Here is a 14,312-nt window from a genome sequence, read left to right as displayed (position 1 = left end):
AGTTAATTTAGTTTTAAAATTATACATTGATGAAAAAATTTATTTTCCTTTCTATTGCACTTCTTGTTTTTGCTTCATTTATCAGTATTCAAGAAAATATATTTACAAAATTGATAAAGGAAAAGGTAGATAATTATGCTTTGGTAAATTATCCTGAAAAAGTATATGTTCATACAGATAAACCCTATTACTCTGTTGGAGATGATATTTGGTTTTCTGCATATTTAGTAAATGGTGTTACGCATACCAAGTCTAATAAAAGTAATTTACTATATGCAGAATTAATAAACAGCAACGACAGTATTATTGCTAAAGAAAAACTCTTTATGAATGATGTTAATACTGCAGGAAATTTTAAAATACCAAAAAAAACAGTACCCGGAAACTATTTGATAAGAGCCTATACCAATTATATGAGAAATGAAAAACCAACTTCATTTTTTCAAAAAGAAATTTCTATTTTATCTTTGGATAAAACAAAAACAGTAACTAAAACACCTGAAAATATACAAACAGAGAAAAAATCAAATTCATTTAAACCTGATTTAAACTTCTATCCAGAAGGTGGTTATTTGGTAAATAATTTAAAGAGCGCCATTGCTATAAAGCTGAAAAACAATTTATTTAATGAACTACCCATTAGTATTTCTATTGTAGATAATGACAATCAATTTATAACAGAATTCACCTCTACTAAATTTGGTTTAGGGCTTTTCTATTTAGAACCAGAATTAGGTAAAACTTATTTTGCACTTATGGAATTAGAGGGTAATGAATATAGATATCCTTTACCAAAAGCCTTAGAAAATGGTTACACTTTAAATGCTTTAAATAATGGAAAGGAACTCTTAATTAATTTACAATCTAATGTTAGTAAGGGTTTATTTGGCACTTCATTAGTAATTCATCAAAGAGGAAATTTACTTTATAATGTTACACAAACTACAGAAAAAAAGAATCAAACCTTAAAAATTTCTAACAAAACGCTTCAAAACGGAGTTATCCATATTACACTATTTAATCCTGAAAGAAAACCAGTTTCTGAAAGACTTATATTTATTAACAGTGCAAATAATAAAGCTACAGTTACCATAACTAAACCAAAAGATTATTATGGTAGACGAAAACAAGTACATCTAAATTTAAATGTACAGAACATAAAAAAAGAAAACTTAATTAGCAATTTGTCTATGAGTGTTCGAGATTTAAATGCATATCCAGAAGACCATAAAGCAGAAAATATTAAAACTTGGTTGTTATTAAATTCAGATTTAAGAGGAAAAATAAAAAACCCTGGCTATTTCTTTGAAAAAGAAAACGACAGAGAACGTTCTTATTTATTAGATTTGATTATGCGTACCAATGGTTGGAGACGTTTTACTTGGCAAAACTTATTATACAACACAGCAACCCAACCTGAATTTAAAGTAGAAAAAGGAATCACCATTTCTGGTAAAACATTAGCAATGAAAGCTCCGTACGAAATAAAATCTGTGCCTACAAGATTTACTTTTTTTGGAAAAAAAATTGCTCAAGAACCAATTCAAACATCCAATTCTAAAGGAGAATTTAGTTATGGTCCATATATATTCTTTGATAGCGTTCCTGTTCTTTTAGAAGCAAGATTAACCAACTTTAAATCGGAAAGAGAAAGAGACCGAAAAGTATTAATCATACATGATAAAGACAAAAAAAGACCCGAAATAATAAGAGATAGCCTAAATAAAAACTTAGATAACAAGAAAAGTATGAGTGCTTTTTTAAATTATGAAAATTATTTAAAAGAATTAGACTCCACTTTTAAACAGCAACAAAATGTTTTAGACGAAATAGTAATAAGCACTTCTTTAAAAGATGAAAAAAGTAAAAGAAATGATGAAATGAATGCTAAAACTTCTTATGGAGGTTCTTTTAGAAGGTTTGATGCAGCAGATAGCAATTCTGGAAGTACTGCTTTAGATTTATTATTTAATGTAAACGGAGTCTACATTGAGCAAGACACGGTGTACGTTAAAAGTTTTGGTTCTAAAACCATACCTCTAATTATGTTTGATGAAGTACCTATAGACGTAACAGATTTAACAGTTATCTCTGCCTCTGATGTTTCTTTTATAGATTTACTTTTAGGAGGAGAAGCTTCTGTATTTACAAGTAATGGTGCCGTAGTTTCTATTTACTCTAAATCTGGAGAAGGATATAATTCTAGTAAAAACGTAAAAAGAAAACCAGGTATTATAGATTTTAAAGCCGTAGGTTTTTATACCGCTAAAGAGTTTTATGCACCAGACCATATTAACGGAATTGAAGAACAAACAAAAGCAGACATTAGAACTACATTACATTGGGTTCCTAAAATTAAAACTACAAAAACAGGAGATGTCTCTATTTCATTTTTCACATCAGACTCTAAAAGCAATTACTTAATAGAAGTTGAAGGAATTACAGAAAACGGAATCCCAGTCTATGGTACAAGTAAAATTATGGTGGAATAACTTTTAGTTATTTCGCAGAGTTACGCTAAGTTTTCACTGAGTTTCACAGAAAATTTTTATTACTCCATGAATCTCTCTCTTTTTCTTTGCGAATCTATGTGGAATTAAAATATCTATCAACATATAAAACAAGTAATCTTAAAATTTCATTTATTTTTGTAGAACTTATGATTACACAAGACCAACTTAAAGATATTGCTACAAGAATAGAAAAACTAAAATCTTATTTAGAGATTGATAAAAAACTGATTGAAATTGCTAACGAAGAAGAAAAAACGGTAGATCCAGATTTTTGGAACGATCCAAAAGCAGCAGAAGTTCTAATGAAAGAACTTCGTTTCAAAAAAAAGTGGGTAGAAGACTACAATAAAACCATTTCGTTAAACGAAGATGTAAACGTCTTGTATGAGTTTTACAAAGAAGGCGAAGTTGAAGAAGCAGAAGTTATAGAACAATTTGAAAAAGCAAGTACTTTTTTAGAAGATCTAGAATTTAGAAATATGCTTTCAGATGAAGGAGATTCTCTTTCTGCCACCATACAAATTAATGCGGGTGCAGGCGGAACAGAAAGCTGCGATTGGGTAGAAATGCTGTCTAGAATGTACACCATGTGGGCAGAAAAGCAAGGTTTTAAATTAAAAACACTCAATTATCAAGCCGGTGATGTTGCTGGTATTAAAACAATTACGATAGAAATTGAAGGCGATTATGCTTTTGGTTGGCTAAAAGGAGAAAACGGCGTACACAGATTAGTTCGTATTTCACCTTTCGACTCTAACGGAAAACGCCATACAACCTTTGGTTCTGTCTATGTTTTTCCCGTGGTAGATGATTCTATTGAAATTGAAGTAAACCCTGCGGATATAGAAATTGTAACTGCCCGTTCTAGTGGTGCTGGCGGACAAAATGTAAACAAAGTAGAAACCAAAGTTCAGTTAACACACAAACCAACCGGAATACAAATTTCTTGTTCTTCCTCACGTTCTCAGCACGATAATAGAGCTACAGCTTTAAAAATGCTAAAATCGCAATTATACGAAATAGAGTTACAAAAACAACAAGCAACAAGAGACGAAATTGAATCTGGAAAGCTAAAAACAGAATGGGGAAGTCAAATACGTAACTACGTTATGCATCCTTATAAATTGGTAAAAGATGTAAGAACAGGCTATGAAACTGGTAATGTAGACAACGTAATGAACGGAGATATCAACCCGTTTTTAAAAGCTTATTTAATGTTAAATGGGCAAAAAAGCCCATCTTAATCTTTCCGAAGGGAAGAAACACTCTTGTGAAATAAAAGACCTCACAAGTTAAAAAAACCTGTGAGGTCTAAAAACAAATAAAAACAACAAAAAAACACTCATTTTCCCATCAGAGTGTTTTCCCCTTTGGGGAAATTAAAAGGGGCTTATATATGATAAAAATATACCACAATCCACGTTGTTCTAAATCTAGACAAGGTTTAGAAATTTTAGAAAACTCTAAAAAAGAATTTGAAATTGTTAAATATTTAGAAGACGTTCCAACAGAGAAAGAACTCACTGAAATAATCCAATTATTAGGCATCACTCCTATTCAATTGGTTCGTAAAACAGAAAAAATATGGAAAGAAAACTTTAAAGGGAAAGAACTCTCAGATACACAAATTATTAAAGCAATGATAGAAAACCCTAAGTTAATAGAGCGCCCAATTGTAATTAACAATAACAAAGCCGTTATTGGAAGGCCAACAGAAGCTATTTTATCAATCATTTAGGGAGAACCTTTTTATGTTTTCTTTAACTTTTTATTAACTACATCTAGTTAAACTTAGCAAGAACTTTGCTGTCTTAATTGAACTACTATTCAAAGGCACACATGAAAAAAACTACATTTTTATTATTCTTTTTACTAACATCAACTATTTTACTGGCTCAAAGGCCTAATAAAGAATCCATATCAATTACTGGGAAGGTTATTGAAGCAAACACAAACCAACCGTTAGAATATGCAACCGTTGTTATAAAAAACAGTAAAACACAAAAAATTTCTGGGGGAATCACAGATGGAAAAGGAAATTTTAGAATTCTAACTCCTAAAGGAACTTACGAGATTAGTATTGAATTTATCTCTTTTAAAACTTTAAAACTACCTAATCAAGAAATAATAGCAAACAAAAATTTAGGAACCATTAAACTACATGAAGATTCTAGTAGTTTAGATGAAGTGGTATTGGTTGCAGAAAAATCTACCGTAGATATTCGTTTAGATAAAAAAATCTATAATGTAGGTAAAGACATGACCGTAAAAGGTGGTACCGCCTCAGATGTTTTAGATAACGTACCCTCTGTAGACGTAGATCCTGATGGAGTTGTAAGCTTAAGAGGTAGCGAAAACGTTCGTATTTTAATAGACGGAAAACCATCTGCTTTAGTAGGTTTATCTGGCGCAGAAGCATTAAAGCAATTGCCATCAGACGCAATAGAAAGAGTTGAAGTTATTACATCTCCTTCTGCCAGATACGATTCTGAAGGAACCGCAGGAATTTTAAATATCATTTTAAGAAAAGGAAAAGCTTCTGGTTTTAATGGCTCTGTAAATGTTACTGCCGGAGATCCTAAAAATTATCAAGCCGGTGTAAATTTAAATTTACGTACAGAAAAAATAAACGTTTTTTCTAACATTGGTTATAATAATAGCAGAAACCCTGGTATTTACAATTCTAATATTACTTATTTAACAGACAATACTGTAGATAGTATAAGAATAGAAAATAGAGATAATGAAAGACTTAGAAATGGTTTTAATGCTAATTTTGGTTTAGAATATTTCCTCAACAAAAAAAGTTCTATTACAGGTACTATATTTGTAAGAGATTCTAATAATGATAATATTTCTACAAATAGCATTAATTCTTTTGATACTAGCAAAAACGCTTTATACAATTCTTTACGTATACAAGATGAATCAGAAAAAGATCAAACACTTCAATTCTCTTTAAATTATACAAATAATTTAGACGATAAAGGTCAAAAATTGACTGTAGATTTACAACACAGCGCTAGTTCTGAAAATGAATTTGCTATAATTACAGATACAAACCCAGAAACAAATACAACAGACGAGCTCTCTTTAGATAACTTACTTCAAGCAGATTACGTGTTGCCAATTGGTAAAAACTCACAATTTGAAGCAGGTTACCGTGGTAGTTTTCAAGACTTAACATCAGATTATATTGTAGTTGCCCCAAACTTAGCTGCAGCATACAATCCTTCTAATAACCTAGCCTTTACTCAAAATGTAAATGCTTTTTATACACAATTTGGTAGTAAGATTAACAAGTTTTCTTACCTCTTAGGTATAAGAGCAGAAATAACAAACATTGATATTTCATTACTTAATACCAAAGAAAGTTACAATAAAAAGTATACCGACTTTTTTCCAACGGTAAACTTCGGTTACGAATTAACAGAAGACCAAAGTTTTACTTTAGGATACAGCAGAAGATTAAGAAGACCACACTCTAGATACTTAAACCCTTTTGAAAGTAGAGAAAGTGAAGTTATTTTCTATAAAGGAAATGTAGACTTAGACCCAACATACACCAACTCTTTCGATTTAGGATATTTAAATACATGGGGCAAATTAACCTTAAACTCCTCTATTTATTATCAGCATTCAACAAATAACATAACTAGAGTTAACAGTCAGGATGTTAGAATTATAAACGGCAAAGAAACCAATATTTTGGTAAGACAACCTATTAATTTAGCTTCAGAAGACAGATCTGGTTTTGAGTTTACAGCAAACTATAACGCTAGTAATAAAGTGCGTTTTTCGGGTAGTTTCAACTTTTATCAGTTTAAAACACTAGGAGAATATACGTATAATGTAACAGACCCTAGCACAAATGATATTACTCCAATTACTCAAAATTTTGATACAAAAAACAATGCCTGGTTTACACGTTTAGATGCAAAAATTACACTTCCTTGGGATATTCAATCCCAAACAAGAGTTTTTTATTATGGCCCAAAAACCGATGCTCAAAGCAATATAGAAGGTATTTTATCTACAAGCCTAGCTTTTAGTAAAGATATTTTAAAAAATAAAGGAACTTTAGTACTTAATGTTAGCGACCTTTTTAACTCTAGAAAATACCAAGTTTTGGGCTATGCACCAAGTAGAGAAAATCCTACAAATATTACAGACCAAACATTTCAGAGAAGAATGCGTCAAGTTTCTTTAACATTTACGTATAGGTTTAACCAGAATAAAAATCAAAAAAATAGAAAATCTGGAGAAAATAGAGAAGATGATGGCGGAGGAGATGCTTTTTAAAAGTTTCTAAATTTGGGCGTTCGAGCGGGCTTTCCGTACTCGCTTTTTTTCTGAAAAAGAAAAAAGAGCTCAAACAATTACTTCAATCCCTAACGCGGGCATATTTGTAAATCCTTTGTTTATCATAACAAGTTCTTGCTAGTTTGCCCGCGTTAGGGATTGTAGTGAAAAGCCCACAGGTTTTTACTTTTTTGTAAAAAACGAGGACTTGTAACAAAAAGCCCGACCCTTGTGGTAACGCCCAAAAAAAACTCGTTCAATTAAATGAACGAGTTTCTTTTTATAAATTATATGTGCTTTAAAGACTACTTACCTTCTGCAGCTTTTCTTGCTTCTTTTTTTAATTTCATGTTTTCCCAAATAGTTCCGCCAATCCAATAAGGAACCACAAATGTTAATAAGAATATTAACAACCAGAAACCAGCTGTAAAAATAAACATGAATAAAACCAATCCTGAAAATTCTGAAAAATCTAACATTTGTATATTTTGTAAAATTATTATTGCAAAAATAATATTTATTTTTAAAAAAATAGGCATCAAAAAAATATTTTTTTTACTTATCTAAAAATGATAAATATCAACTTTCTGTAAACATAGTTTTTTGTAAATTTGTTATATCTAAAATTTACATTATAATTATGAAATATAGAATCGAAAAAGACACTATGGGACAAGTAAATGTTCCTGCAGACAAATATTGGGGTGCACAAACAGAACGCTCTAAAAACAACTTTAAAATTGGTGCTCCGGCTTCTATGCCCTTAGAAATTGTTTATGGTTTTGCTTATCTTAAAAAAGCAGCTGCATATACAAACGCAGAATTAGGTGTTTTAACAGAAGAAAAAAGAGATTTAATTGCACAGGTTTGTGATGAAATTTTAGAAGGAAAATTAGACGACCAATTTCCTTTAGTTATTTGGCAAACAGGTTCTGGTACACAATCTAACATGAATGTGAACGAAGTAATTGCTAATAGAGCGCAAGAAATTGCAGGAAAAGTAATTGGTGAAGGAGAAAAAGTGATTCAACCAAATGATGATGTAAACAAATCACAATCATCTAACGATACATTTCCTACAGGTATGCACATTGCTGCTTACAAGAAAATTGTAGAAACTACAATTCCAGGAATTACACAATTAAGAGATACTTTAAAAGCAAAATCTGAAGCATTTAAAGACGTGGTAAAAATTGGTAGAACGCATTTAATGGATGCGACTCCACTTACTTTAGGTCAAGAATTTTCTGGTTATGTTGCACAATTAAACTTCGGTTTAAAAGCATTAAATAATACTTTAGAGCATTTATCTCAGTTAGCATTAGGTGGTACAGCAGTAGGTACAGGAATGAATACTCCTGCAGGTTACGATGTATTGGTTGCTAAATATATTGCAGATTTTACAGAAATGCCTTTTATTACTGCAGAAAATAAATATGAAGCTTTAGCAGCTCACGATGCTTTAGTAGAAACACATGGAGCTTTAAAGCAAATTGCAGTATCTTTAAATAAAATAGCAAACGATGTTAGAATGATGGCTTCAGGACCAAGATCTGGAATTGGAGAAATTATTATTCCAGCAAACGAGCCAGGTTCTTCTATTATGCCAGGAAAAGTAAACCCAACACAATGTGAGGCAATGACTATGGTTGCTGCACAAGTTATGGGTAATGATGTTGCCGTAACAATTGGTGGTGCTCAAGGGCATTATGAATTAAACGTTTTTAAACCAATAATGGCTGCAAACGTTTTACAATCTGCTCAATTAATTGGAGATGTTTGTAAATCTTTTGATATAAATTGTGCTGCTGGTATAGAACCAAATCATGCAAGAATTACAGAATTGGTAAATAATTCTTTAATGTTAGTTACTGCTTTAAATACTAAAATTGGGTATTATAAATCTGCAGAAATTGCAAATACTGCACATGCAAACGGAACCACTTTAAAAGAAGAAGCAGTACGTTTAGGTTATGTAACTCCAGAACAATATGACGAATGGGTAAAACCAGAAGAAATGACGGGTAGTTTAAAATAAAAATATTAATTTTACATTATCTAAAAGCTGCATATCTAATGCAGCTTTTTTTGGCTAAAATAAATAAATCATAATAACAGAAAATGAAGATGAACAAACACGAAGAATTTATGAGCGAAGCTGTAAAAGCAGCTTTAAAAGGAATGAATAACAATGAAGGCGGTCCATTTGGTTGTATCGTTGTAAAAGATGGAAAAATAATTGGTCGTGGAAATAACAAAGTTACTTCTACCAACGACCCAACTGCACATGCAGAAGTTACAGCAATTAGAGATGCTTGTAAAAATATTGGTTCTTTTCAGTTAGATGGTTGTATTGTGTATACTTCTTGCGAACCTTGCCCTATGTGTTTAGGTGCCATTTATTGGGCTAGACCAGACAAAGTTTTTTACGGAAGTAATCAGCAAGATGCCGCAAAAATTGGTTTTGATGACGAGTTTATCTACAAAGAAATTCCTTTACCTTATGAAAAAAGAAGTATTCCCTTTGAACAAATAGGTAGAGAAATTGCACTAGAGCCTTTTAATAAATGGGCAGAGAAACAAGACAAAACTGAATATTAGGTTTTAAAAAGTAAAATTAGTGTCAACCTAAATTATGAACAAAAAAAAGCATCGAATTAACGATGCTTTTTTTTTGTATTATTTCTTTTTAAATAAACTAGATATTTTTGAAAAGAAACTTATATTTTCTTCATTTTCATGATAACCGTTACCATATTTCCCATAACCATAACCGTATCCATAGCCATAACCGTAACCATAACCGTACTTATTTTTAACAGTAAAGTCGTTTAAAACATAACTAATATTGGTTACTTCCTTGTTTTTATATTTATCATCTATCATTCTCATCATTCCTTTTTCTGAATAATCCTGACGAATAACATAAATAATGGCATCACCATATTTAAACAGCTCTAATGCATCAGAAACTAAACCTACAGGAGGTGTATCAATAATGACATAATCATATCTTTCTTGAAGACTTTTAATCATTTTATCTGCTGTTTCATTCAGCAACAACTCAGAAGGGTTTGGAGGTATTGGCCCTGATAAAATAAGATCTAAGTTTGGTATTTTTGTGTTAATTATAATTTCATCCAATGTCTTTTGATTAATTAAGTGATTTACCACACCAATATCATTAGGTAAATCAAAATCATCATAAATTTTAGGTTTTCTTAAATCTAAACCTATTAATACCGTTTTCTTTCCACTTAAAGCAAAAACGGTTGCCATATTAATAGAAATCATTGTTTTCCCTTCTCCACTCACAGACGAGGTTAAAACTAATGTTTTAGATTCATCCTTTTGTGCATTCTTAAACAAAAATTGAATATTAGATCTTAAAGCTCTAAAAGATTCTGATACCGAAGATTTTGGTTTATCAAAAACAGCTAAATTATTATTTCCATGATTTTTACCCACAACTCCCAAAACTGGTATTGCATAATTATTTTGAATATCTTCTGCAGTATGAATTTTATTATCTAATACCTCTTTAGTTATGATGTAGAATAAAGGAAAAACAATTCCTAACATTAAACCTACTAAATAATTAAAACTAGGTACAGGATAGACAGGTCCATTACCTAAATCTTTTGCGGTATCTATTATTTTAACATCAGACACATTTGCAGCGATTGCAGATCCAGCTTCGTAACTTTTTTGCTTTAAGTAATTATAATTTGCTTCAGAAATTTGATAGTTCTTTTCAAACTTTAATAAACCCTGTTCTGTTTTAGGTAATTTTTTAAGTTTACTTTTATAAGTAGATAATTCAGTACTTAATTTATTTATTTTATTTTGATTTACTAATTTTAACGTAGCTATATTTTCTAGTAAATTAGCTTTCGAAATATTAAGTTCATTACTTAATTTTATAATCTGTGGATGGTTGTCTGTTACTGATCCCCTTAGCCTTTCTCTTAAACTAGATAATTGTATGAGAGTAGCTATTTCTCCAGAAATTTTTCCATCCTGAACAGCTATTAAAGCAGGAACCGGTATGTTTTCTCCATAAGTATCATGAGAAAGGATATAACTTCTTAAATTATTTAAATAGTCATTAAACTCAAAAATATTTTTTTTCTCTTGCTCTATTTCTATAGTTTCATTAAAAACAACACTACCTTCTTCCGATAAATTATAAATATTATTTTTCTCCTTAAAAACACTTAATTCTTTTTCTATTCGCTGTAAACTATCTTCTAATTGCGTAAATAAAAGTTCGATATAATCTTTAGTTTTTTTAGCATAAAGAATTTTTTGTTCTTGTTTATCTTCATCAAGAATTACAACAGTTGCGTTTAGATAATCTACAATTCTATTTTTATTCGTCCCCCCTTTAGATAATCTAAGCATAGAAGCTCCATTTGCGATACCAGCAACAGAAATAGACCTATTGCTACCTACTGTACCATCAAAACTAGCAAATTGAATATAAAATTTTTCTCCAACAGTAAACTTTTTAGTCTTTTTTAATGAAAAATTAAAAAAATCTGTATTTACTTGTTCTCCTATTTTATACTCTTTCGAAAAAAGTGGAGTAGAAAAATGGTGAAGACTTGTTTTATTGGTATCATAGGTAATTAATTCACTAGAAGTTGCCTCTTTAAGATCAAATGATAAATTATAGGTATTCTCTCCGGTAATTTCTATCTGTATAAGTTTCCCAAACAGTTGAGGTTTACTTGTATCTAAATCCACAACAAACGGAGTGTAACCATAAACATCTTCTAATCTATATCTATCCTCTTTTAAATAATTTATAAAAAAATTTAATTTTCTAACTACCTTTTCATTATGAGTTCTAGAAGTTAAAACTACTTTAATAGTTTCTACAGCATCACTTTCTCCTCCCCAATTAAAAGCAATGTTTGTACCCGTAGAAAACAATGGATTATTCTCTTCCTTTACAGAAATTACAGTATTTAGATTATAAACTTTAGGTTCATAGTCATTCATAAATTTAGCAACAATCAATGCGATAACAATTGTTACAAAAAAAAGTTTCCAATAAGATAAAACCTTAAAAATATACCCTTTAACATCAATATTGGCCTGAATAGTACTGCTTTTCAATTTATTTAAATTATCCATAAATCTCTATAGGTTTCTTGCTAATAAATAAGTAGTACTAACCAATGAAAGTATCGAAACTATAGTAGCTAGTGCTCCAAGACCAGTAGTACCTGTCCCCCATGTTTTCTGTTTCAATGGAATAACGTTTATAATATCATTTGGTTTAATATAAAAAACTTCAGAGTCAAAAGCATTTATTTGTGTTAAATCGATTGTGAATTTTTCAGTTCCAGTAATTGAATTTCTAATAATTTCAACTTTTCTTTTATTTCCTAATGTAGTAATATCTCCAGAACTAGAGATTGCATCTATAATAGAAAGTTTGTTCTGAAAAATAACATTAGGCCCAGGACTTCCTATTTCTCCAATAGCAGTATATTTAATTCCTGCTAATTTTACAGAAACAAAAATTTCTTCTTCAGTCCTAATGAATTTTTTTAATTCATTTTCAAGTTTTTTCCTAACCTCCAGTTCGGTATAACCTAAAACATTTATTTCTCCTAAAGTAGGCATTCTTATATTTCCATAACTATCTATACTATATCCAGAAAAAAATGATGCTCCTGCACTTGCACTTGTATTAGCACTTCCTCCTCCACTTCCAGTTGATTGTTTCTTAAAAACAGAAACTAACGACTCATCGTTAGATTTAATATCAATATTTAAGATATCATCAACCTGTAATTTATAGGGTATATTATTTATTCTTTTAATTTCTTTTCTAGCAACAGGTTCTCCTTGTAGGTAAATTATATCCTTAGCAGGTATACACGAAAAAAGAAAAGGGATGAATAATAGCAGTAAAAAATGTTTTCTCATTGTAATTTTAATCATGAATAGGTACAAATATACTTTTTAAAAGTGGTTTACTATAATTTTATTTTACTTTCGTCTTTTATATAAAAATGATTTATTTGATAACAGAATATTTAAAATTTCTCACAAAATCTTCCAATCAACACGGTGTTCACTCTCCTTTTGTGTATGATTTAGTAACCAAATGTTTTTACAAAAAAACAGATGCTATTTTAGTTAAATTATTTTCTAAAAACAAGCAACAACTGTTAGACAACAAAACTTTTATAAAAGTCACAGATTTTGGTGCAGGATCTAAAATTTTTAAAAATAATAACCGTCAAGTTTCTAAAATTGCCAAAATTGCTGGCTTATCAAACAAAAAAGCAAAGTTACTAATTCGTATAATTCAATATTTTAAACCTAAAAATATTTTAGAAATTGGTACTTCGTTAGGGTTAGGTACTTCTGCTTTTAAAATAGGGAATATAAATTCAATTATTACTACGTTAGAAGGATGCCCAGAAACCAGTAAAGTTGCGGACAATTTATTTTCTAAAAATAATTATAATGATATTAAAATTATAACAGGCGACTTTAAAAAGACTTTGCCAATCGCTATCAAAAACCAACAATTCGATTGTATCTATTTTGATGGAAATCACACAAAAAAAGATACCTTACATTATTTTAATGCTTGTTTAGAGACCATTACTAATAATTCAGTTTGGATTTTTGACGATATTTATTGGAGTGATGAAATGAAAGAGGCTTGGATAGAAATTAAAAATCACAAAAAAGTAACCGTTACGGTAGATGTTTTTTACTGGGGAATTGTTTTCTTCAGAAAAGAACAGAAAAAAGAACATTTTAAAATAAGAGTTTAACATTTTCTTAGAAAATAAACTTTGTAACTTTGGCTTTCTAAAATTTTGCAACTAATATTATGAAAATATACACAAAAACTGGTGATACTGGTACAACTGCACTTTTTGGGGGAACAAGAGTTAAAAAATACAATTTACGTATAGATAGTTACGGAAATATAGATGAACTAAACTCTTATATTGGTTTAATCAAAGATCAAGAAATCAGTACACCTATTAAAGAAGCTTTATTAATAATTCAAAATGAGTTATTTACTTTAGGAGCAATGTTAGCTACTCCACCGGAAAAAGAAACGCTAAAAAACGGAAAAGAAAGACTCAATATTCCAAAAATTGATGAAACTTCTATTCTTTTTTTAGAGGAAGAAATAGATAAAATGGATTTAGAACTTTCTCAAATGACTCATTTTATTCTTCCCGGAGGTCATCAAACAGTGTCATTTTGTCACATTGCAAGATGCGTTTGCAGACGTGCAGAACGTTTAGTTGTAGAACTAAACGATCAAGAAAATATTAATAATGACATCATAAAATATTTAAACCGACTTTCTGACTACCTTTTTACGTTGGCACGAAAGTTGTCTAAAGACTTATCAGTACCGGAAATCAAATGGATTCCCACAAAAAATTAACACGTTCTTTTTTTATCGATTTGAAGTAGTTTTAAATTTTATTTCACACTTAAATCATT

Annotated in this window: 11 protein-coding genes; 8 read left to right on the top strand and 3 right to left on the bottom strand. The window is 30.0% G+C overall.

Going from position 1 to position 14,312, the window contains the following annotated elements:
• Positions 1 to 29 precede the first annotated feature (29 nt).
• The 4 genes from MPF19_RS08480 (at position 30) to MPF19_RS08465 (ending at position 6,815) form a co-directional block, all read left to right on the top strand.
• Positions 30 to 2,492, top strand: coding sequence for an alpha-2-macroglobulin family protein (locus MPF19_RS08480; RefSeq protein WP_249987759.1), 2,463 nt, complete (start codon positions 30 to 32; stop codon positions 2,490 to 2,492).
• 167 nt (positions 2,493 to 2,659) lie between these two features.
• Positions 2,660 to 3,757: a peptide chain release factor 2 gene (prfB, locus tag MPF19_RS08475; protein ID WP_203394392.1), complete on the top strand. Its 1,098-nt coding sequence runs from the start codon at positions 2,660 to 2,662 to the stop codon at positions 3,755 to 3,757.
• A gap of 152 nt (positions 3,758 to 3,909) precedes the next feature.
• A complete protein-coding gene (gene arsC, locus MPF19_RS08470) occupies positions 3,910 to 4,251 on the top strand; it encodes an arsenate reductase (glutaredoxin) (protein ID WP_203394391.1) in 342 nt (113 codons plus the stop codon).
• A 101-nt stretch (positions 4,252 to 4,352) separates the two neighbouring features.
• Complete coding sequence (locus tag MPF19_RS08465) at positions 4,353 to 6,815, top strand: TonB-dependent receptor (RefSeq protein ID WP_249987757.1); 2,463 nt, start codon at positions 4,353 to 4,355, stop codon at positions 6,813 to 6,815.
• Positions 6,816 to 7,120: 305 nt separating this feature from the next.
• Here the strand turns inward: MPF19_RS08465 and MPF19_RS08460 are convergent, their stop codons facing one another.
• Entirely contained in the window at positions 7,121 to 7,294 is a 174-nt protein-coding gene (locus tag MPF19_RS08460; protein ID WP_036821348.1) for a hypothetical protein, read from the bottom strand.
• Between the two features lie 161 nt (positions 7,295 to 7,455).
• Between MPF19_RS08460 and fumC the strand changes: the two genes are divergently transcribed.
• Both fumC and MPF19_RS08450 read left to right on the top strand, forming a co-directional pair.
• Positions 7,456 to 8,853 (top strand): class II fumarate hydratase, encoded by a 1,398-nt coding sequence (gene fumC / locus MPF19_RS08455; RefSeq protein ID WP_203394388.1) that lies wholly within the window; start codon positions 7,456 to 7,458, stop codon positions 8,851 to 8,853.
• Between the two features lie 89 nt (positions 8,854 to 8,942).
• Positions 8,943 to 9,416, top strand: a complete 474-nt coding sequence (locus MPF19_RS08450) for a nucleoside deaminase (protein ID WP_203394387.1) — start codon at positions 8,943 to 8,945, stop codon at positions 9,414 to 9,416.
• A 78-nt stretch (positions 9,417 to 9,494) separates the two neighbouring features.
• Here MPF19_RS08450 and MPF19_RS08445 read toward each other — a convergent pair whose 3' ends face one another.
• Both MPF19_RS08445 and MPF19_RS08440 read right to left on the bottom strand, forming a co-directional pair.
• Positions 9,495 to 11,957 (bottom strand): GumC family protein, encoded by a 2,463-nt coding sequence (locus MPF19_RS08445; RefSeq protein WP_249987755.1) that lies wholly within the window; start codon positions 11,955 to 11,957, stop codon positions 9,495 to 9,497.
• Between the two features lie 6 nt (positions 11,958 to 11,963).
• Positions 11,964 to 12,758, bottom strand: coding sequence for a polysaccharide biosynthesis/export family protein (locus MPF19_RS08440; protein WP_203394385.1), 795 nt, complete (start codon positions 12,756 to 12,758; stop codon positions 11,964 to 11,966).
• A gap of 86 nt (positions 12,759 to 12,844) precedes the next feature.
• Between MPF19_RS08440 and MPF19_RS08435 the strand changes: the two genes are divergently transcribed.
• Together MPF19_RS08435 and MPF19_RS08430 are read left to right on the top strand one after the other, a co-directional pair.
• The gene (locus MPF19_RS08435; RefSeq protein ID WP_203394384.1) at positions 12,845 to 13,621 is read left to right on the top strand and encodes an O-methyltransferase; all 777 of its coding nucleotides are present in this window, start codon (positions 12,845 to 12,847) and stop codon (positions 13,619 to 13,621) included.
• A gap of 59 nt (positions 13,622 to 13,680) precedes the next feature.
• The gene (locus MPF19_RS08430; RefSeq protein WP_249987753.1) at positions 13,681 to 14,253 is read left to right on the top strand and encodes a cob(I)yrinic acid a,c-diamide adenosyltransferase; all 573 of its coding nucleotides are present in this window, start codon (positions 13,681 to 13,683) and stop codon (positions 14,251 to 14,253) included.
• Positions 14,254 to 14,312 lie beyond the last annotated feature (59 nt).

Origin of the sequence: Polaribacter sp. Z014, assembly GCF_023555435.1 — a bacterium.
Classification (GTDB): Bacteria; Bacteroidota; Bacteroidia; order Flavobacteriales; family Flavobacteriaceae; genus Polaribacter.
The sequence above is the reverse complement of the archived record's forward strand: the minus strand, read 5'-3'. Positions and strand labels throughout refer to the sequence as shown.